Consider the following 19,455-nt stretch of genomic DNA (forward strand, 5'->3'; position numbering starts at 1 on the left):
GCCTGACCGGCGCGGGGGCCGGGGCCCCAGCTGACGCCCTCGCGCACATCGGGATCGGTGGAGCGGTCCGGGCGGCATTGTTCGAGCAGGGACAGGATCGCGTCGAGCACCTGTTCGCCTACCGGCATGGCGCGGACGAGCTGTTGCAGGTCGAGGATTTCCTGCGCGCTCAGCACCGGCTCGGCAGTCGTATCCTCCGTACCGGTCGTCGCCAGAAGGATGGCGCGTTCCTGATCCTTTTCCGGATAGGGCACGTCGATCTGCATCAGGAAGCGATCGAGCTGGGCTTCGGGCAGCGGATAGGTGCCTTCCTGCTCGATCGGGTTCTGGGTCGCCAGCACGTGGAAGGGCTGGGGCAGATCATGGCGCTCGCCCGCCACGGTGACAAAGCCCTCCTGCATGGCCTGCAGCAAGGCGGCCTGGGTGCGTGGGCTGGCGCGGTTGATCTCGTCCGCCATCAAAAGGCGACAGAAGACCGGGCCGGGAATGAAGCGGAAATGGCGTTTGCCCTCGGCGTCCTGGTCGAGCACTTCGGACCCCAGAATATCCGCCGGCATCAGGTCGGGCGTGAACTGGACCCGCTTGTCCTCAAGCCCGGTGACGACCGCCAGCGCATGCACCAGTCGGGTCTTCGCCACGCCCGGAGGGCCGACCAGCAGGCCATGGCCGCCCGACAGGATCACGGCCAGTGATTGTTCGACCACGTCGTCGAGCCCGATGATGGACTTGGCGATGGACTGGCGAACCTCCGCCAGACGCCCGGTTGCAGCGTCTGCGCGCGCTGAAAGCGCCTGTACGTCTTCCTTCGAGGTGGGCATCGGCTTACATCCTTGAACGAGGCAGTTTTCTGACCTCAAACATGGCCGCAGCCAGAGGAGGTGTCCATGGGCGCACCGAAGTCTGAACAAGATGCAATGCAGTCGCTGCTCTCGGCGGCGCAGGCGATCGACACCGCAGACGGCTATCCCCCCGTGGAAAAGTGGGAACCGGATTTCTGCGGCGAGATGGATTTGGTCATTCGCCGGGATGGCAGCTGGTGGCATGAGGGCGCGCGGATCGGACGCGAAAAGCTGATCCGTTTGTTCGCGCGCATCCTCAGGAAAGACGAGAACGGCAAGACCTATCTCGTCACGCCGGTGGAGAAGATCGAGATCCAGGTCGAGGCCGCGCCCTTCCTGGCCGTGCGGGTGGATCGCACGGGCGAGGGCCAGGAGCAGAATCTCGGTTTCCTGACCAATATGGACGATGCGGTGATCGCCGGGCCCGAACATCCGATCCGCGTGGAGACGGGCGAGGATGGCGAGCCCGAACCCTATGTGCATGTGCGCGGGCGCCTCGAAGCGCTGATCACGCGCGCCGCCTTCTATGATCTTGTGGAATTCGCCGAGCGCGGCGAGGACGAGCATGGCCAGCCCTGCATGGGCGTGTGGAGCCGCGGCGTCTTCTTTCCGCTGGGACCTGTTGCATGACTGCGGATGTCGAAGCGGTTCTCGCGCGCTTGCGCAGCGTGCTCGATCCGGTAGAGGGGGCGGCGCCCGCGCGTCCCCTCCATGGCGACGGGGATCTGGATGATGTGACGCGTCCGGTGGGGCGCAAACTCAAGCCTGCTGCGGTGCTGGCGCTGCTGGTCAAGCGCGACAGCGGTCTGACAGTCCTGTTCACCCGGCGCGCGGACCATTTGCAGGCCCATGCCGGGCAGGTCAGTTTTCCGGGCGGGCGCCAGATGGCGGGCCGAGAAACCCTTGCTGAATGCGCTCTGCGCGAGACCGAGGAAGAGGTGGGTCTCTCGCCCGAGGCCATCACCCTGCTGGGGCGCTGGGAAAGCTATGAGACGGTGACCGGTTACGCAGTGACGCCGTTCGTTGGCGTCATCGAGCCCGGATTTGAACTGAACCCGGACCCCGGTGAAGTCGCCGAAGTGTTCGAGACGCCGTTCGACTTTCTGATGGATCCGGACAATCACAAACTCGAAGCCCGTGAATTCGCAGGGATGTTGCGGCGTTATTACGCCATGCCCCATAAAGGGCGGTATATCTGGGGGGCGACAGCGGGCATGCTGCGCGCCCTGTCGATCCGCTATGCACAGGGGCGGCCACGCGAAATGGCCCGCTCCGCACGGGAGAGCCGTTGATGACCCGCATCTTTCTTCTGATGCTCGCCGCCTTCGCGCTGCCTTATGTCGCGGCGCGCATCCTGTCGGCCGTGGGCGTGATCAAGCAGCCTGTCTCCGCCATTCTCGGCATTGTGCTGGGTCTGGGCGCGGCTATGGTCATGCTCCTTGTCATCGTGCTGGTTGAGACTGATTCCAGCTCCCGCGACGGCGCGTATCAGCCGCCCCGGCTGGAGGATGGCGAGATCCGGCCCGGACAGTTCGAGGATCGCGATCCGCCTTCTCCCGAAGAGCCGATCTAGCGAGGTCGGGCATGCGGCTGGACCCTTCCGAGCACGCTTTTCTGAGCGCGCCTGACACGCGTGCGGTGCTGGACGCGATCAGCCCAGGCGAGACGGATCGGGCGCGTATCGTGGGTGGCGCGGTGCGCAATGCGCTTCAGGGCGCGCCGGTCGAGGATGTGGACATCGCCACCCAGCTGACCCCGCAAGAGACGATGGATGCTCTTAAAGCGGCAGGCATCAAGGCGATCCCCACCGGGCTCGATCACGGCACCATCACCGCGGTCATCAAGGGCAAGCCGTTCGAGATCACGACGCTGCGCAAGGATGTCTCCACCGATGGCCGGCGCGCCGTGGTCGCCTTTACGACCGACTGGGCCATCGACGCCAGCCGCCGCGATTTTCGCCTCAACGCGATTTATGCGCGCCGGGATGGCAGCCTGTTCGATCCGTATGACGGTGTTGCGGACGCGCTGGCCCATCGGGTGATCTTCATTGGCGAGGCGGATGAGCGCCTGGCCGAGGACGTCTTGCGCATATTGCGGTTTTATCGCTTCAACGCCTGGTATGGCTCGGCGCTGGACGCCGAAGGCCATGCCGCCTGCGTGCGCGCCGCGCCCGGGTTGAAAGCGCTGGCGCGGGAGCGGGTGTGGAAAGAGCTCAAGACGCTTCTGGCCGCCCCCGATCCCGGACCTGTGGTCAAAGCGATGCAGGAAGGCCACGTTTTTGAACCGGTTTGGCCGGAACGGCTCGACTTAAACCTTCTCTTAAGCATAATTAACGCCGACAGAGGGAAAGGGCGCGCGCCTGACACGCTCATCAGGGCGGCGGCGTTGTGCGGGGGAGATGTGACCACAGTGCGCAGCCTGGGCCATCAGATGAAGGCGTCCAACGCAGAGACAGATCGCCTGATCGCGATGTGTGCCCCTGCGGCTGATGGCGCAGATTCGGTGCGGCCGGGAGCAGAGGCCCGGGCGCGTCGTCGGGCGCTTTATACGCTTGGCGCGCAGACCTTTTCTGACCGGATGCGACTCGCCGAAGCGCGCGGCGAGGGCGAGGCCGACGCTGATCTGGACGCGGCGGCGCACTGGCGCAAGCCGGACTTGCCGGTGACGGGGCGCGATCTGATCGCGCTGGGTTTCGAGCCCGGTCCCCAGCTGGGCGCGGTGATGAAACAGCTTGAAGCGCGCTGGATCGACAGTGACTTCAACCTCGACCACGAGACGCTTCTGGCGCGTGCGGCGGAGGCGAAAGGGTGAGCCTGTCAGAGCTTTTCTCCCTGCGCTATCGCGCACGGGTGGGCAGCGGCGAATTGTTCGCCGCGGATCTGCATCTGCATGATCGCCGGGCGCTGGAAGAGAAGGCCAAGGCGCTCAACTTCACTGAAGCGGAGACCACCAACGCCTTTGTGGATGCTGAGATCGCCCTGCGCATCCAGCTCGCCAAGACCATCAGCGCCGCCAATGAGAAGCGCAAGATCAAGGACTTGCCCCGCCGGGCGCGCCAGACCATGGCGGACGCCTATCTGCAGGCGAACCGGGCGCACTGGTCGGCTGCGGCCGAAGCGCCGGGCTTCGAGAATCTGTTCCAGACCGAAGGCGAGATTTCCCATCGCGATCCGCTGAACGGGGAGAAATGGGGCATCACGGCCAACCTCCTCGTCTTCGATTTCGTCGAGGCGTTCTTTGACCTGCTGCCCGGCGAGGAGCAGCTGGAATTCAGCCGCGATCTCAATCAGCGCCTGCAGCGCGGGGAATCGCGCTGGTACTTCCAGCTGGGGCGCTGGCGGCGGGACGACTGGCCGCGCGAGCGCGACAGCCAGTTTGATCAGATCCTCTATTCGCTCAAGAGTCAGGCCGATCAGGCGCTGACCGCGCAGGACAACAGGATTCGCAATGGCGAAGGGGTTGAAGCGGGTGAAACGCTTGACCCCCAGAAGGTCTCGCAATCGCTCTCCGAAGCCGCCCGCAGCCTGTGGGAGGCCGACCGGCTGCTGGATTCTGACCTTCTGTCCAAGAAGGTGCGCCACGGGGCGGCGGTGCGCGCGGCGCGTCATGCGCTCGATGAATGCCTGACCCATTTCAAGGGCAAGCTCGAAGGTCCGTTCGTCAAGGCCAAGCCGCCCAAGGACCGCAAACCGGCGCGCGGCCTGCCGCGTCTGGGCGGCCCGGCGACGGACAAGTCGGCGCTCAAGGGCGTATCGAACGGTCTCGCGGCGGCGATTCGGATCGAGATGATCGGCAAATGGCTCGCCCATGGCGGGCCGGAAAACCTCAAGAACCAGCGGGTCAACGCGCTGGACCGCGCCAGCTTGGCTGAAATGCTGCTGCGTCTGGTCCTGTTCGGTCTGCCTGAAACCGACAGCCCTGACGATATCGAGGAAGCGGAAGCGGAGGAGATCCGCAGCTATTCCAAGATAACCGGAGTGCGCAAGGCGCCCAACAAGGGCGGCAAGCTGCTCAACCATGGCGAAGGCAGCCTGATGCTGAACATGGATGACGAGGCCAGCGCACGTCTCGCCGTCGATGTGCTCGCCCGTTTGTGCCAGTTCGCCACAGGCTCGGCGGGGTCTTCAGCCGACATGGCCGAGCTGCGCGCCACGCAGCCCCTGCATCGCGAGTTTGATCCGGTGGGCGACTTCCCGCGTCGGGCCGAATCCGCCTTCTGGCAGCTCGCGACGAACTGGATTCTCATGGGCGGGGCGGGCGCTGCGCTGATCGGGCTGGGCTTTGTGCTGGGCCTTCTGGCGGCCGGATGGACGCCGGGCGTCCTCTGATCGGGCCTATTCGTCCGTGCCGCTCTCGCTGACCGGCGCGATCGAGGCGGCGTCCTCGGACAGGGCTTCGAGCCTGGCATAGGCGGTTTCATCCCCGCGACGCGCCCGTTCGATCAGGTCCTGCAGCGCGCCGTAGCGGTTCTCCAGCTCGCGCCCCTCACGCTGGCGCGCTTCAGATCCCACCTGGGATTCAAGACGGGCGCGGAATTCATCCACCACCTCCTGCCGGTCGCGCTGGGCGATGCCGCCCTCGCCGTCAGACAGGGCGTTCAGCAGGGTATCGAACGGGCTTTGCGACAGGCTCAGATCGGGCGCCTCGACGCCGGCGTTGACCGATTCCTGCTCGACAATCGCCGCCATGGTCTCGCGGGTGCCGCGATAGCGCTCGGAGTTCTGCTCTTCCTCGGACAGGGAATCATAGAACTCGATATAGGCGCGCGCCCGGGTCAGCACGTCGCCCGTATGTTCGGGGGCGGTGAAGGCCTCGCGTTCTCGCGCCAGCATCTTCATCCGGGTTTCGCGGGCCGTGTCGGCGTCCAGGCCGGGCTTTTCCAGCACCGAGGCGTAATTGTCCTGATAGGCGCGGGCGCCGGACAGGGCGTTGCGGAAGATGGCGTCGCCGCGGTCCGCCATCAGGGCGTCCACGCGGGCGGAAGATCCGTTGAGGACGGCGCGCGCCGCGGCCGAGAGGCTCACTGTGTCGCTGGCGGTCTTGGGAGCGGCATCCGGGTTTGACCCGCCCGAGCGCGGTTTCGTCGTTTCACTCTGCGTTGCCGCTGTTGCGCCATTGGGGCCCAGATACGGACCCTGGGTTCCGACGGTATTGACCATGTCTCGCTCCCTGAAGGCGGAAAGCCGATTCCAGCAAGCGATGCGGTGAGTCTGCTAACCGGTCGTTAACGCAGATTAAGACTTCGCTTACGGCCAGCGCGCATGCGGCGGCATGGAGGACAGGATCGAGTTGATATTGCCGCCGGTTTCGAGGCCGAACTTGGTGCCGCGATCATAAAGGAGATTGAACTCGGCATAGCGGCCGCGACGCACCAGCTGTTCCTCGCGATCATCCTCGCTCCAGCTCTGGCCCATGCGGGTCTTCACGATCTCGGGATAGGCGCTGAGGAAGGCTTCGCCCACATCGCGGGTGAAGGCGAAATCCGCCTCATGATCGCCGCTGTCGAGATGGTCATAGAAAATCCCGCCCGTGCCGCGGGGCTCGTTGCGGTGCTTGAGCCAGAAATACTCGTCGCACCAGTCGGTGAAGCGCGGGTAATAGCTCGGGTCGTGGGCGTCGCAGGCGGATTTCGCGGCTGCGTGGAAGGCCTTGGAATCGGGGAAGCTCTTGTCGCGCTGGTAATCCTGGGTCGGGTTCAGGTCCATGCCGCCGCCGAACCAGCTCAGCGTCGTGGTGATGAAGCGGGTGTTCATGTGCACCGCCGGCACATGCGGATTGCGCATGTGGGCGATCAGCGAGATGCCGGTGGCGAAAAAGCGCGGATCGGTCTCGGCCCCGCGGACCCGGGCGGCGAATTCGGGGCTGAACTCCCCAAAGACCGTGGAGACGTGGACACCCACCTTCTCAAACAGGCGGCCATGCATCATGCCCATCACGCCGCCGCCCAGCTCCTGCGCGCCGTCGCCGCGCACCCAGGGCGTCAGTTCGAAGCGTCCGGCCTCGCCGGGATACAGCGTCGGGTCTGCGGCGGCTTCGAGCGCCTCGAACGCGCTGCAAATGCGGTCGCGCAGCGATTCAAACCAGGCTTTCGCGCGTTGGCGGCGATCCGCCAGGACGTCTTCGCTGGGTTTGGCGTTTGCGGACATGCTCGCTCCTCAGGTTTCAGGACCGTGCGAAAAGATACATCTGAACCGCCGCTGGCAAGCCAAAACGGCGCCTGAAGCGCTGGCGCAGCCGCAAGCCGGGCTTTAGGCTCCGCCGCCAGAGAGCCGGCCTGAATGTGGAATTCCGATTGCCATGATTGATCCCTTGTCCGACCTGCATGAAGCGCGTCGTCGTGAAGACCTTCTGGGCGTGTCCGTCGAGGCGCGCCGCCTGATCGAGGCAGAAGCCCAGCTGGGCAGCCAGTGGGGCGATGTCGCCGGACTGGCGATGGAAGTGGGAGACGAGGTCGCGGCGCTGAAGGCCGCCGAGCTGTTGACCCGCGCCTCGCCGAATTACCCCCAGTCCTGGCTCTGGCTGGCCTCGGCCCTGTCCGGGCTGGGCCGTCATCAGCAGGCGCTTGAGGTCATCGAGAAGCTGATCGCCCAGCAACCCAATGATCCGGCGCTGCAACGCCGGGCAGGTCGGGCGTTGCTGGAGCTGGGCAAAACCAATCTGGCGGCGCTGAGCTTCCGGCGCGCGATCAGCCTGGACCGGTTCGACGTCCTGGCGTGGGAAGGCCTTGCAGAATGCATCACGTTTGAATCGGGCTCGGGCGAGCTTGCCGCGCTTGAAGAGATGCGGCTTCAGAACACCGCCAACATGTCCTCCACCGAACGCGGCGCTCTGGCCTATACCCTGGCCAAGGCGTATCGCGATGTGGGCGAAGACGCGGTTGCGGCCATGCGGGTGGCTGAAGGCGCGGCCTTTTGCCGGGACGACACCGGATTTGACACGGAACGTCATGAGCAGTCCGTCAAGGCGCTGATTGCCAGCTATGAACCTCAATTTGTTGAAAAGCATGAGGATGCAGGCGTCATCGACGGTCGCCCCGTCCTGATCATGGCGCCGCCTTGCGCCGGAGCGGACTGGTTGGCTGACGTGCTGGCGGCTGATGATGACGCCGGCGCGCTCCAGCGCAAGAACGGGTTGTTCTGGCTCAATGCGACCCCGCTGGGCGATCAGACCCTCGCCGAGATTTCCGAGGCCATCGAGGCGGGCTGGGGCCGCAATGTGCTGGGCGAGGTGGGCAAGCGCTATCTGAGCCAGGCTGAAGAGGCGCTCGATCGCACCGTTTCGCGCATCATCGATCCCAGTTCGCTGTCTGAAATGGCCGCCGGGGCGTATGGCGTCTGCCTGCCCGCGGCCAAGATGATCCGCATCGTGCGCGACCCGCGTGACCTGGCCTGGTCGATCTACAAGACCCGGTTCCGCAAGGCGCGCCACTGGACCTATCATCCTGACGATATCGCGCGGGTGATGGCGTGCCATAACCGGTTGTGCGAACACTGGGAGGCGATCTTCCCCGGCCGGGTGTTCACGGTGCGTTATGAAGAGCTTCTGGCTGACCCGCAGGGCGCGGCGCGGAAGGCGGCGGCGTTCATCGGCGTGGATGCCGATGCGGCGGCGGCGGAAGCCTGGTTGCGGTCGGAGACGCTCGGCAAGGACCCCGAGGGCGTCCACAAGGAAGCGGGGGAACGCTTTGAACCCCTCGAAGCGGCGCTGGCGCGCGCGGAGCTGATCTAGGCGCGCGCGCTGTCCGAAATCAGCACGGCAAGCTCTTCTCCGGCCATGCGGACAGGTTCGCTGGATCGCTGCGTGCGGGCCAGAACCAGCGCGCCCTCCAGCGCTGAAAGGCAGAAGGTCGCGAGGCGATGGGCGCGCTCTGGCGTCCGGCCTTCGGCCGTCAGCTGGTCCGACAGCGCCTGAATGACTCCCTCGAAGGCCGAGCGGATCGCCGCCACCAGATCGGGCTCGCCATTGGCTTGCTCCAGAGCCACTGTGGCGACCGGGCATCCCTTTGTGAAATCAGAGCCTTCAAGCCATCCAGCCAGATCCTGGGAGAAGGCGCGGATGGCCTCGGCCGATGACCCCCGGCTATCCAGTCGGGCCGCGAGAGTCTGTTGCAGGACTTGCCCTGCGCGTTCCATCGCGGCCGCTCCCAGCTCCACCTTGCCACCCGGAAAATGATGGTAGAGCGAGCCTTTGGGCATTTTCGCGCGGTCCAGAATTTCTGACAGACCGGTCGCGGCATACCCCTGTTCCTGAAACAGCTGAGCCGCGGCCGTGATCAGGCGCGAGCGCGACTCGCCTCGCTTGCGCGATGAGGCCGGGGCCTGGGCGTGTTCAGATGTCGGCATGAACGAGAACTCCTTGCCTGCGAGCTTGTAGGAAGCCGTTCGAGAAGTCTATATAGACCGGTCGGTCTATTTTGGAGGCGCTCATGTCGCTCACCCCGAACGCTCCTGACGCTCCGGTGGTCAATGCCGCGGTTCTCAGGGAGATCATCAAGGTCCAGCCCTTCACCCGCTGGACAGGGCTGGAGATCCTGAAGGCGGAGGCTGGCGAGGTTGTGACGCGGCTGGAGCTCCGCAAGGAAGACATGACCCAGCACCATGGCTTTCTGCATGGCGGGCTGGTCGGGTTCCTGGCGGATAACGCCGCGGCCTATGCGGCGGCCACCCTGGTGGGCGACGTGGTCACCTCGCAGTTCAATCTGAACTTTCTCGCTCCGGGAATCGGTACGGCGTTCAGGGCCCAGGCGCATGTGGTCAAGGCCGGGAAAAGACAGGTCACTGTGCGCGTGGATGTCATTGCGGAGCAGGACGAGGGTGAAAAACTCATTGCTGTCGCACAGGCGACCATTTTGCCGGTCAGCGAGCGGTAGAGACCAAGCCTGTCTCTGAATCGTACGCGTCTTTTGCGCTTTTTCTTGGGGAAAATCTGCGTTTGCAGCGGATTCACGCGCATCAAACGGGATAATCTGGTTGAAAAATAAGGGGGGTCGCATTAATCCGCCCCTCTATCCGCGTTGTATGCTTAGTCGGCCTGCGTCAGCACGTCGCACCGACAAGCCGCAGCGTTAGGCTAAGTCTGAGATCGCGCGCTAGCGTGCGTGGGGTCTGCCAGGCCCTGCGGGGCGGGCAGTTCGAATTCAAGAGGTCGGCACGTGACGGACGTGAACAGCAATCCCGAGACCGGCGGCGAAGAGCCGTCGCGCCGGGACTTTCTCTACATCGCATCGGTCGGGGCGGTAGGCGTCGGCGGCGCTCTCACCCTTTGGCCGTTCATCGATCAGATGAACCCGGCGGCGGATACGCTTGCGTTGTCCACCACCGAGATAAACATCGGCGAGCTCGAAGAAGGCGCCGAGATCACGGTGATGTTCCGCGAGCGTCCGCACTTTGTGCGTCGCCGGACCGCCCAGGAAATCTCCGAGGCGGCTGAAGTGGAAGTCTCGCGTCTGCCGGACCCGCTGGCCCGCAACGCCAATCTCGACGACAGCGCCCCGGCGACCGACGCGAACCGTTCGACCCTGTCTGCAGGCGTTGACGAAGGCGTGGAAGTGGACGAGGCCCTGCGCGGCGCCATGCTGGTGACCAGCGCGAACTGTACGCACCTGGGTTGCGTGCCGACCGAAGGCGCTGGCGATTACGACGCCTGGTTCTGCCCGTGCCATGGTTCGCACTATGACACCGCAGGCCGCATCCGCCGTGGCCCGGCCCCGGAAAACCTGCCGATTCCGCCGATGACCTTCATCGCGGCGACGACATTGCGTCTGGGCTAGGGGAGAGCGAGTAATGAGCGGACCGAGCACTTACGAACCGAAAACCGGCGTGGAGCGTTGGCTTGACCAGCGCCTGCCGATCGTGCGCCTGGGCTGGGACTCCTTCGTGGACTTCCCGACCCCGCGCAACCTGAACTACTGGTATACCTTCGGCGGCATCCTGACCGTCTGCCTGATGATCCAGATCATCACCGGCATCGTCCTGGCCATGCACTATGTGCCGCACATCGATTACGCCTTCGCCTCTGTGGAACGCATCGACCGTGACGTGAACTTCGGCTGGCTCTTGCGGAACATTCACGCCAATGGCGCGTCGATGTTCTTCCTGGCGGTCTATCTGCACATGCTGCGCGGTTTGTATTACGGCTCCTACAAGGCTCCGCGCGAGCTTCTGTGGATCCTGGGCGTCGTCATCTATCTTCTGATGATGGCCGCCGCCTTCCTGGGCTATGTGCTGCCCTGGGGCCAGATGTCCTATTGGGGCGCGATGGTGATCACCAACCTGTTCGGCGCGCTGCCGCTGATCGGCACGCCGATCACCGAATGGCTGTGGGGCGGGTTCTCCGTGGGCAACGCCACCCTGAACCGCTTCTTCTCGCTGCACTATCTGATCCCGTTCCTGATCGCCGGGATCGTGGGTCTGCACGTGTGGGCGCTGCACGTTCCGGGCAATAACAATCCGACGGGCCTGAGCATCAAGACCAAGGCGGACACGCTGCCCTTCCACCCGTACTACACGGTGAAGGACGGCTTCGCGATCATCGTCTATATGATCATCTTCGCCTTCTTCGTCTTCTACTGGCCGGACGCTCTGGGCCATGCGGACAACTATATCGAGGCGAATGCCCTGGTGACCCCGGCGCACATCGTTCCCGAATGGTATCTGCTGCCCTTCTACGCCATCCTGCGGGCCGTGCCCGACAAGCTGGGCGGCGTGCTGATGATGTTCGGCGCCATCGCGGTGCTGTTCGTCCTGCCCTGGCTGGACACCTCCAAGGTGCGCTCCATGCGCTACCGTCCGCTGGCCCGCTGGTTCTTCGTGTTCTTCGTGATCGCCTGCCTGGGTCTGGGCTGGTGCGGCGCAGAACTGCCGGACAACAAGGTGCCGGTGCTGGGTTCGATCGGCCTGAACTTCCTCTGGCTCGGACGTATCCTGACCCTGTACTACTTCGCCTACTTCCTGGTGATCCTGCCGCTTCTGGGCTTCATCGAGAAACCGAGCGCGCGCCCGGCCTCCATCGAGGAATCGGTCCTGGGCAAAGGCAAATCAGACGCGTCGGCTTCCGCCGCGCCTGCTGAATAAGGAGAGCGATAGATGAAAATGATCCAACGCCTCCTGGCCGCCGCTGCGGGCGCTCTGGCGCTCGCAAGCCCGGCCGCGCTTGCGGCCGAGGCCGGCCATCATCCGGCTGAGTATGACTTTAGCTTTGAAGGTCCGTTCGGCACGTTCGACCGCGCCCAGCTGCAACGCGGCTTCCTGGTGTACCAACAGGTCTGTTCGGCCTGTCACTCCATGAACCAGCTGCACATCCGCAATCTGGGCGAGGAGGGCGGCCCGTTCTATTCGGAGGAATATCCGAACCCGAACGACAACCCGATCGTGCGCGCCATCGCCGCCGAGTACATCGTCGAGGACGGTCCGGACGAGTATGGCGACATGTTCGAGCGTCCCGGTCGCCCGGCTGACCGCTTCCCGAACCCGTTCGCCAACCCGCAACAGGCGGCTGCGGCCAATGGCGGCGCGATTCCGCCGGATTTCTCGGTGATCGTGAAAGCCCGCCATGGCGGTCCGGAATACATCCGTTCGCTGATGCTGGGTTATGACTACGAAGTGCCTGAAGATGTGCGCATCGGCCCGGGCCAGTACTACAACCCGTACATGACCGGTGGCGTGATCGCCATGCCGCCGCAGCTGCAGGACGGTCTGGTCGAGTATGCCGACGGCACCGAGGCCACCAAGGAACAGATGGCGACCGACGTCGCCGCCTTCCTGGCCTGGGCGTCCGAGCCGCACATGGAAGTGCGCAAGAAGATGGGCCTGATGGTCATGATCTACCTGCTGGTCCTGGCGGGCCTTCTCTACGCCGCCTACCGTCAGGTGTGGTCGAATGTGAAGCACTAGGCTTCCCTTTCAGCCATGACGATCCACGGGCCGTCCGAATGTTCGGGCGGCCCGTTTCTTATGAAGGCTGCGGGTGGTAAAGGACCGAGCATGAGCCGCGACCCCATTCATGTCTCCACGCCCGACCCCGCCTGGGCGGAAGAGGGCCTCGCCTGGGCGGATGCGATCTGCCGCGCGCTGGGATCACCGGCCTTGCGCGTCGATCATGTGGGCTCGACCGCCGTGCCCGGCCTTGCCGCCAAGGATGTCATCGATATCCAGGCGCTGGTGGTTGATCTGGATGACCCCGGACTGATCTCCGCGATGAAGGCCGCCGGCTTTGTCCATCGCGCCGAGAATACCGGCGACGAACCGCATCCCGACACCCCGCCTGTTCTGGGCCCGGATGACTGGCGCAAGCTCTACTTCCGCGAAGGCAAGGGGGAGCGGCGCCTGCACATCCATGTGCGCCGCAATGGCGCCGCGGGGGCGCGCAACACGCTCTTGATGCGGGACTTCCTGCGCGATGACGACAGCGCGCGCCGCGACTATGGCGACTTCAAGATGGCGCTGGCGGACAAGACACGCAGCGACCGTGAGGCGTATCAGGCGATCAAGCGGCCCTTCATCTCCACCGTCCTGCGGTCGGCGGAGAGCTGGGCGGAAATCCATCGCTGGGCGCCCGGCGTGCCCGATTCATACTGGAGAACCGAAGAATGAGCTGGAAACTCGGGATCATCGGCGGATCGGGCCTTTACGGACTGGACGGCCTCGAGGACGTGCGCAAGGAGACGGTGGAGACCCCGTGGGGCAAACCCTCCAGCGACCTCGTCCATGCCCGTCTTGAAGGCGTGGAGCTCGTGTTCCTGGCCCGTCATGATGAAGGCCATCGCATTCCGCCGAGCGACATCAACTATCGCGCCAATATCGACGCGCTCAAGCGTGCGGGCGTGACCGATGTCCTGTCCCTGTCCGCGGTCGGCTCGCTCAAGGAAGAGCTGGCGCCGGGCGCGTTCGTGGTGGTGGACCAGTTCATCGATCGCAGCTTTGCGCGCAAGAAAAGCTTCTTCTCCGAAGGCTGCGTCGCCCATGTGGCGATGGCGGACCCGGTCTGTTCGCGCCTGTCGGCCATGGCGGCGGATGCGGCGGAAGCCGCGGGCGTTGAGACCGTGCAGCGCGGCGGGACCTATCTCGTCATGGAAGGCCCGCAGTTCTCCACCCGGGCTGAAAGCCAGCTCTATCGCCAATGGGGCTGCAGCGTCATCGGCATGACAAACATGCCTGAAGCCAAGCTCGCCCGTGAAGCCGAGCTGCCCTATGCCAGCGTCTCCATGGTCACCGATTATGATTGCTGGCGCACCGAGGACGCCGATGTCGACATTTCCGACATACTCAAGACCATGCACGCCAATACCGCCCACGCCCATGCCCTGGTGCGCAACCTCGTGAAGGCGATGGCCGCCAAGCCGCGCACCGACAGCCCGCAAGGCATCGAGAAGGCGCTGGAGTTCGCCATCATCACGGCGCCTGAAAAGCGCGACCCGGATCTCGTGAAAAAGCTCGACGCGGTGGCGGGACGGGTGCTGACGGCCTAGTCTTACAGGCCTTGCCCCTGAAGGACTGTTGACCATGACCCGAATGATGTTTGGCGCCAGCGTGCTGGCGCTCTCGCTCACGCTTCTTCCGATGACGCACGCCCAGGCGCCTGCGCCGGCGATGGAGGCGTTCGAGACCGGGCAATGGGGGGCGGCTGAAAGCGCGGCCTCCAGCGCGACCTCGGATGTGGACGCGCTGATCCTGGCTTCTGAAGCGGCCCTGATGCCGATCACTCTGGATCAGGCCGAGGGGATGTCGCGCCGGGATCGCCGCGAGGCGGCGCTGCGCGCGCAGGAGTACGCTGAAGCGGCGCTCGCTCTGGAGCCCGACAATGCCGAGGCGCATCTGCGGCTCGCCGCAGGACTGGGGTATCAGTCACGCTATGTGAACAAGCTTCGGGCCGTCATGATGGGCCTGCCCCAGCAGGGCCGCGATCACATGATCGAGGCGATCCGGCTGGATCCGTCAGAACCCTGGGGCCCCGCCATGCTGGGCGCCTGGCATCTCGAGGTGGTGCGCCGCGCCGGAGAGGGCATGTTTGACGCCAATGAAGCCGAAGGCCTATCCCTGATGCGACAGGCCGTGGAGATGGGCGACGCTCCCGCCGCCATCCCCTATCGCTTCGCCGTCGCGCTGGTCGCCGCTGATCCGGCGGTCCATGGCGAGGAGGCGACCCTGATGCTCAACCGGGCGATCGAGACCGCCGAAAGCGACGCCGTCGGGCAGGCGGTCTTGGGATTGGCGACCTCGCTTCTGGGGCTTCTTCAAACCGATCCGGCCGCTGCACAGACCGAAGCTGTGCGCCTGCTCGAAGAGTAAAATCAGACACTTGGCCAGAGGCGCGCAGGCGTTTTGTCAAATAAATCGGCCATGAGGTCGAAAATGTTTGACATGGGGTCTGCTCCCTTTTACACCTCGGAATGTCAAAGAAATTCGACATGAGATCAAAGGAGCTTGACATGTCGTTCCAAGAAAAAAGCAATCTGGTCATGACGGTTATCATCGCCCTGGCCTATGGGGCGTATTTCGCCATGGTCATGCCGCCGGCCCTGAACGAGGGCCCATCCATGGAGCAGGTCGGCCCCTATCTGTTCGCGGCGGTCGTGTTCCTCGTCATCGGCGGCGTGGTCGGTCATATCCTGGTCGCCATGGCGGCGCCCAAGGAGTCCGACCAGGCGGATGAACGCGACAAGCTGATCGAGATGCGTGCGGACGCCCGGTCGAGCTATGTGCTGGGGACGGCGGCGATCCTGGCGCTGGGACTGGCGCTGACCGAACAGAATGTCTTCTGGATCGTGCACATGATCCTGGGCGGTCTGGTGGTCTCGGAACTGGTCAAGGGCGTGCTGCGCGCCATCGATTACCGGATGGGCGTCTAGTCATGGCGAAGTCAACGCAGATCAAGAACCGGATCCGCGAGTTGCGCTTTCATGCCGGAGAGATGACCCAGGCCGAACTGGCCAGACGGATCGGCGTCACCCGGCAAACCGTGCTCGCCATCGAACAGGGCAAGTATTCGCCCTCCCTGGAAGTGGCGTTCCAGATTGCGGAGGTCTTCAAGACCCCTCTGACGGACGTCTTTGAATATGCGCCTGACGGTTCCCCCTAAGACCGACAGCGCTTGACGCCCTCGCACGGACAGGCGTGCGGGGGCGTCGACTTACTGGCTGGCCCAGACGATGCGCGCCATCCAGACGAGATCGCGGGTCGAGAGGATCCGGTTGTCATAGGACGGGTTGAGCGAGATCAGCTCCACGCTCTCCGCCGTCACCCGGCCCAGCTCCTTGGCCATCACCTCGCCCGAGCGGGTTTTCACCACGACGCGGTCGCCGCGTCGGGGCGGGGCGTCCGGGCTGACGACGATGCGGTCGCCATGGCGATAGACGGGCGACATGGACTCTCCGGAAATCTCCAGCGCATAGGCGCCTTCGCCTTCATCCCCGGGAAAGCGGATATCCTCCCAGCCCTCCCCGGTGGGAAACCCGGCGTCATCGAAATAGCCATGATCGCCCGCCTGCGCGAATCCCAGCAGCGGCACGGAGCGTCCAGCCGTATGGCCCATGGCGAGCGCGGCGAAGTCGTCAAAGCTGACCCGGGTTGCTTCAAGCGCCTTGGCGAGGCTCTCGGTGGATGGCCAACGTGGCTTGGCGCCGTCGGCGCTGGTGCGTTTGGACGGGTTGAAGGTGGTGGGGTCAAGGCCCGCGCGGCGCGCCAATCCTGATGGCGTCAGGCCTGCGCGATGGGCCAGGCGGTCAATTCCGCTCCAGATCTGGGCGTGGGTCAGCATCGGCATCCCGTCTAACGCGACTCTCCACACTCCTATAGCAGGAAAAAAATCCTTGTGAAATGGATGAGCCCTGTCCGGACACATGCAGAGGGGCCACACGCTTGCGCCTGGCGGCCGGGCGTCGTATCGGCCTTGTTCATGACAGATCTGATCTATCGCATCGCCGATCCCGCCGCCCTGGCCGCGGCCTCCTTGTCCGGCGCCTATGAGGGCGAGGCCCATGACAAGGCGGATGGCTTCATCCACGCCTCCACGCTGGACCAGCTGGCGGACACCTTGCAGATCCATTATGCCGACGCCGGGCGTCTGGGCGTCGCCGAGATCGACGCCAGCGCCCTGGGCGATACGCTGAAATGGGAAAAGTCCCGCGGGGGCGAGATGTTCCCCCATATCTACGGGCCGGTGCCGTTTAGCGCCATAACGGGCGTGCATCTGATCAAACGGGATGAAGAGGGCGCCTGGCGCCTGCCGCCGGAGCTGAGCCGATGAGCGACCTGCTTGCCAGACTGCTGACCTTTCTGCCGGCGGAGACCGCACACCGCGCGGCCCTGATGGGGCTCAAGGCCGGGTTCGGACCGAAAGCCTCAACGCCTGCCGACCCCGTCCTGAAAACCGCGCTGGCAGGGCTCGAGCTGGCCCATCCGGTCGGTCTCGCCGCCGGATTCGACAAGAACGCCGAAGCCCCGGACGCGCTTCTGAACGCCGGGTTCGGGTTTGTGGAAGTGGGCGCGGTCACGCCCCGCCCGCAAGCCGGCAATCCGCAACCGCGCCTGTTCAGGCTGCGCGAGGACAAGGCTGTCATCAACCGCATGGGCTTCAACAATGAGGGCCTTGATGCGGTGAAGACGCGTCTTGAAGCGCGTCAGGACAGCCCCTCAAAGGCGGAGGGGCCTGTGGGCGTCAATCTGGGCGCCAACAAGGATTCCGAGGACCGCGCCAGTGATTACGCCATTCTTCTGAAGGCGTTGTCGGGTCTGGCGGACTTCTTCACAGTCAACATCTCCTCGCCGAATACGCCCGGCCTGCGCACCCTGCAAAGCGGGGATGCGCTCGATGAGCTTCTGAAGAAGGTCAATGATGCGCGCTGGGCCGAGCCGGTCTTCCTGAAGGTCGCCCCCGATCTCGACGAGGCGGGCATCGAGACCATCGTGAAGGCGGTTGAGACCCATGCCCTGTCCGGCCTCATCGTCTCCAATACCACGCTGGAGCGCCCTGAGAGCCTTCAGAGCCGTCACAAGGGCGAGGCGGGCGGTCTGTCCGGCCTGCCGCTGAAGACCCGCTCCACCGAGGTGCTGCGCCAGTTCCGCCGTCTGGCCGGACCGGACCTGCCGATCATCGGGGTGGGCGGCATCGATGGCCCGGACGCCGCCTACGCCAGGATTCGCGCGGGCGCGAACGCGGTCCAGCTATACACCGCCCTGGTCTATCAGGGGCCGGGACTGGCGCTGAGGATCCGCGAGGGTCTGGCCCAACGTTTGAAGGCGGACGGGTTCGAGCATGTTTCGGAAGCGGTCGGGGTGGACGCCTAGGCGTCAAAGCTGCGTTTCAGCCCTCTCCAGCCGACCATCAGCGTTCCGGCTCGTGCGAGGTAGTAGAGCAGGAAGGCCAACCAGAGCCCGTGCGCGCCCCAGAGCGGGCGCAGGACAGCGTCAAGCATCAGATAGATCGCAAGCGCCGCGATCATGGCGTTTCGCATCAGCGGTCCGCGCGTGGCGCCGATCATCAATCCGTCGAGTTGCCAGCTGGGCATGCCCAGAAGCGGCACCAGCGCGCACCAGATCAGGAAGCTGCGGGCGGTTTCGCGGGTCGCGGCGTCAGTGGTCATCATGGCGATGAAGGCGTCGCCGAGCACAAGAAAGCCCAGGCTGAGGATTAGCGAGAACCCCAGGGCCAGTTCGCTGGTCAGACGGAAGGCGCGGATCAGGCGGGACCAGTTCCTCGCCCCGGCGGCGCGCCCGGTCTCGGCCTCGGTCACATGGGCGAAGGCGTCGAGGAAGAAGGCGCAGATGGAGATGTACTGCATCAGGATGGCGTTGCCCGCCAGCACGTCCGCGCCTTCGCGCAGGCTGGCGATGTTGAACCAGGTAAAGCCCGCCAGAAGCGCCATGGTGCGCAGGAAGATATCGCGATTGACCGAGAACAGCCGTCGGATGGCCTCTGTGTCCAGCAGGCGGCTTGCGGGCGCCGTCCCGCGCTGACGCAGGATCATGACAATGATCACGCCCGCCGCCAGAAGGTGCAGCCATTGCGCGACGGCGCTGGCTGCGCCGACGCCGGCGACGCCCTGGTCAAAGCCCAGGACGAAGAGGACGGACAGGCCGGCATTGAGCAGATTGAGCACGGTTTGAAGGATGAGGGCGCGTCCGGTGAGCCCCAGGCCGATCAGCCAGCCATAGACAGCAAAGCCGGCGAAGGCGGCCGGTGCGCCCCACAGCCGGGCGTTCACATAGTCGCGGCCCAGCGCCTCCACACCGGTCGGGCTGTCGAACAGGGCGAAGGCGGCGCTCTTGATCGGCCATTGCGCCGCCAGCAGGACAAGGCCGATCGCGACCCCGACAAGTCCCGCACGCCACAGGACAGCGCGCACGTCGCCTTCATCGTTGCGGCCATCGGCCTGGGCGGTCAGCGCGGTTGCGCCCATGCGCAGGAAGGCGACGGACCAGAAGAAGATATTGAAGACCAGACCGCCCAGGGCCACGGCGGCGATGGCCTCTGTGTCGGAGGTGCGGCCGATCACGGCGAGGTCCACCAGCCCCACCAGGGGTGAGGCGATGTTGGCGCCCATGATGGGCAGGGCGCGCAGGAAGACCTGCTTGCGGGTCAGGGTGAGAGCCGTCATCGGGGCTGGATAGCCTCAAGCATC

The 19,455-nt window shown here is 64.9% G+C and carries 23 protein-coding genes; 17 read left to right on the plus strand and 6 right to left on the minus strand.

Annotated features, from left to right (window positions below; translation table 11 throughout):
- Positions 1-818 (minus strand): AAA family ATPase (locus B2Z70_RS11560; protein WP_292983432.1); only part of this gene is annotated, 818 nt, incomplete at its 3' end.
- Between the two features lie 66 nt (positions 819-884).
- Here B2Z70_RS11560 and B2Z70_RS11565 point away from each other — a divergent pair.
- The 5 genes from B2Z70_RS11565 to B2Z70_RS11585 are packed head-to-tail and all read left to right on the plus strand — an operon-like array spanning position 885 to position 5,167.
- Positions 885-1,469, plus strand: a complete 585-nt coding sequence (locus B2Z70_RS11565) for a DUF1285 domain-containing protein (protein ID WP_009801662.1) — start codon at positions 885-887, stop codon at positions 1,467-1,469.
- Positions 1,466-2,131, plus strand: coding sequence for an NUDIX hydrolase (locus B2Z70_RS11570; protein ID WP_292983434.1), 666 nt, complete (start codon positions 1,466-1,468; stop codon positions 2,129-2,131). The genes B2Z70_RS11565 and B2Z70_RS11570 overlap by 4 nt, the downstream gene beginning before the upstream one ends.
- Positions 2,131-2,412 (plus strand): hypothetical protein, encoded by a 282-nt coding sequence (locus B2Z70_RS11575; protein ID WP_009801660.1) that lies wholly within the window; start codon positions 2,131-2,133, stop codon positions 2,410-2,412. Before B2Z70_RS11570 ends, B2Z70_RS11575 begins: the two co-directional genes overlap by 1 nt.
- Before the next feature lie 11 nt (positions 2,413-2,423).
- Positions 2,424-3,650 (plus strand): CCA tRNA nucleotidyltransferase, encoded by a 1,227-nt coding sequence (locus B2Z70_RS11580; RefSeq protein WP_292983436.1) that lies wholly within the window; start codon positions 2,424-2,426, stop codon positions 3,648-3,650.
- Positions 3,647-5,167: a hypothetical protein gene (locus tag B2Z70_RS11585; RefSeq protein WP_009801658.1), complete on the plus strand. Its 1,521-nt coding sequence runs from the start codon at positions 3,647-3,649 to the stop codon at positions 5,165-5,167. Before B2Z70_RS11580 ends, B2Z70_RS11585 begins: the two co-directional genes overlap by 4 nt.
- A gap of 6 nt (positions 5,168-5,173) precedes the next feature.
- Here the strand turns inward: B2Z70_RS11585 and B2Z70_RS11590 are convergent, their stop codons facing one another.
- Together B2Z70_RS11590 and hemF are read right to left on the minus strand one after the other, a co-directional pair.
- Positions 5,174-5,998, minus strand: a complete 825-nt coding sequence (locus tag B2Z70_RS11590) for a hypothetical protein (RefSeq protein WP_292983438.1) — start codon at positions 5,996-5,998, stop codon at positions 5,174-5,176.
- A gap of 87 nt (positions 5,999-6,085) precedes the next feature.
- Positions 6,086-6,985, minus strand: coding sequence for an oxygen-dependent coproporphyrinogen oxidase (hemF, locus tag B2Z70_RS11595; RefSeq protein WP_009801656.1), 900 nt, complete (start codon positions 6,983-6,985; stop codon positions 6,086-6,088).
- A 151-nt stretch (positions 6,986-7,136) separates the two neighbouring features.
- Between hemF and B2Z70_RS11600 the strand changes: the two genes are divergently transcribed.
- Positions 7,137-8,567: a tetratricopeptide repeat-containing sulfotransferase family protein gene (locus tag B2Z70_RS11600; protein WP_292983441.1), complete on the plus strand. Its 1,431-nt coding sequence runs from the start codon at positions 7,137-7,139 to the stop codon at positions 8,565-8,567.
- On the opposite strand, the gene B2Z70_RS11605 is transcribed toward B2Z70_RS11600, so the two are convergent.
- The gene (locus B2Z70_RS11605; RefSeq protein WP_292983443.1) at positions 8,564-9,181 is read right to left on the minus strand and encodes a TetR/AcrR family transcriptional regulator; all 618 of its coding nucleotides are present in this window, start codon (positions 9,179-9,181) and stop codon (positions 8,564-8,566) included. The two genes, B2Z70_RS11600 and B2Z70_RS11605, sit on opposite strands and share 4 nt — an antisense overlap.
- Before the next feature lie 83 nt (positions 9,182-9,264).
- On the opposite strand from B2Z70_RS11605, the gene B2Z70_RS11610 reads away from it, so the two are divergent.
- The 9 genes from B2Z70_RS11610 to B2Z70_RS11650 all read left to right on the plus strand — a co-directional run bounded on the left by B2Z70_RS11610 (position 9,265) and on the right by B2Z70_RS11650 (position 15,914).
- Positions 9,265-9,708: a PaaI family thioesterase gene (locus B2Z70_RS11610; protein WP_292983445.1), complete on the plus strand. Its 444-nt coding sequence runs from the start codon at positions 9,265-9,267 to the stop codon at positions 9,706-9,708.
- Between the two features lie 282 nt (positions 9,709-9,990).
- Positions 9,991-10,608, plus strand: a complete 618-nt coding sequence (gene petA / locus B2Z70_RS11615) for a ubiquinol-cytochrome c reductase iron-sulfur subunit (protein WP_009801652.1) — start codon at positions 9,991-9,993, stop codon at positions 10,606-10,608.
- A gap of 13 nt (positions 10,609-10,621) precedes the next feature.
- Entirely contained in the window at positions 10,622-11,911 is a 1,290-nt protein-coding gene (locus tag B2Z70_RS11620) for a cytochrome b (RefSeq protein ID WP_009801651.1), read from the plus strand.
- Positions 11,912-11,923: 12 nt separating this feature from the next.
- Positions 11,924-12,730 carry a cytochrome c1 gene (locus tag B2Z70_RS11625; RefSeq protein WP_009801650.1) on the plus strand — a complete coding sequence of 269 codons (807 nt, stop codon included), beginning with the start codon at positions 11,924-11,926 and terminating at the stop codon, positions 12,728-12,730.
- 90 nt (positions 12,731-12,820) lie between these two features.
- A complete protein-coding gene (locus B2Z70_RS11630; RefSeq protein ID WP_292983451.1) occupies positions 12,821-13,429 on the plus strand; it encodes a GrpB family protein in 609 nt (202 codons plus the stop codon).
- Positions 13,426-14,304 carry an S-methyl-5'-thioadenosine phosphorylase gene (locus B2Z70_RS11635; protein WP_292983453.1) on the plus strand — a complete coding sequence of 293 codons (879 nt, stop codon included), beginning with the start codon at positions 13,426-13,428 and terminating at the stop codon, positions 14,302-14,304. The genes B2Z70_RS11630 and B2Z70_RS11635 overlap by 4 nt, the downstream gene beginning before the upstream one ends.
- Positions 14,305-14,338: 34 nt before the next feature.
- Complete coding sequence (locus B2Z70_RS11640; protein ID WP_292983455.1) at positions 14,339-15,124, plus strand: hypothetical protein; 786 nt, start codon at positions 14,339-14,341, stop codon at positions 15,122-15,124.
- A gap of 140 nt (positions 15,125-15,264) precedes the next feature.
- Complete coding sequence (locus B2Z70_RS11645) at positions 15,265-15,684, plus strand: hypothetical protein (RefSeq protein ID WP_009801646.1); 420 nt, start codon at positions 15,265-15,267, stop codon at positions 15,682-15,684.
- Positions 15,685-15,686: 2 nt separating this feature from the next.
- Positions 15,687-15,914 (plus strand): helix-turn-helix transcriptional regulator, encoded by a 228-nt coding sequence (locus B2Z70_RS11650; RefSeq protein ID WP_009801645.1) that lies wholly within the window; start codon positions 15,687-15,689, stop codon positions 15,912-15,914.
- Between the two features lie 51 nt (positions 15,915-15,965).
- Here the strand turns inward: B2Z70_RS11650 and B2Z70_RS11655 are convergent, their stop codons facing one another.
- Entirely contained in the window at positions 15,966-16,592 is a 627-nt protein-coding gene (locus tag B2Z70_RS11655; RefSeq protein ID WP_040613152.1) for a S24 family peptidase, read from the minus strand.
- 138 nt (positions 16,593-16,730) lie between these two features.
- On the opposite strand from B2Z70_RS11655, the gene B2Z70_RS11660 reads away from it, so the two are divergent.
- Entirely contained in the window at positions 16,731-17,081 is a 351-nt protein-coding gene (locus tag B2Z70_RS11660; RefSeq protein ID WP_040612505.1) for a DUF952 domain-containing protein, read from the plus strand.
- Positions 17,078-18,121 carry a quinone-dependent dihydroorotate dehydrogenase gene (locus tag B2Z70_RS11665; protein ID WP_292983460.1) on the plus strand — a complete coding sequence of 348 codons (1,044 nt, stop codon included), beginning with the start codon at positions 17,078-17,080 and terminating at the stop codon, positions 18,119-18,121. The genes B2Z70_RS11660 and B2Z70_RS11665 overlap by 4 nt, the downstream gene beginning before the upstream one ends.
- Here the strand turns inward: B2Z70_RS11665 and B2Z70_RS11670 are convergent.
- Positions 18,118-19,431 (minus strand): MATE family efflux transporter, encoded by a 1,314-nt coding sequence (locus B2Z70_RS11670; protein WP_292983462.1) that lies wholly within the window; start codon positions 19,429-19,431, stop codon positions 18,118-18,120. The genes B2Z70_RS11665 and B2Z70_RS11670 overlap by 4 nt on opposite strands.
- Positions 19,432-19,455 lie beyond the last annotated feature (24 nt).

It is taken from the genome of Oceanicaulis sp. UBA6590, assembly GCF_002433705.1.
Taxonomy (GTDB): Bacteria; Pseudomonadota; Alphaproteobacteria; order Caulobacterales; family Maricaulaceae; genus Oceanicaulis.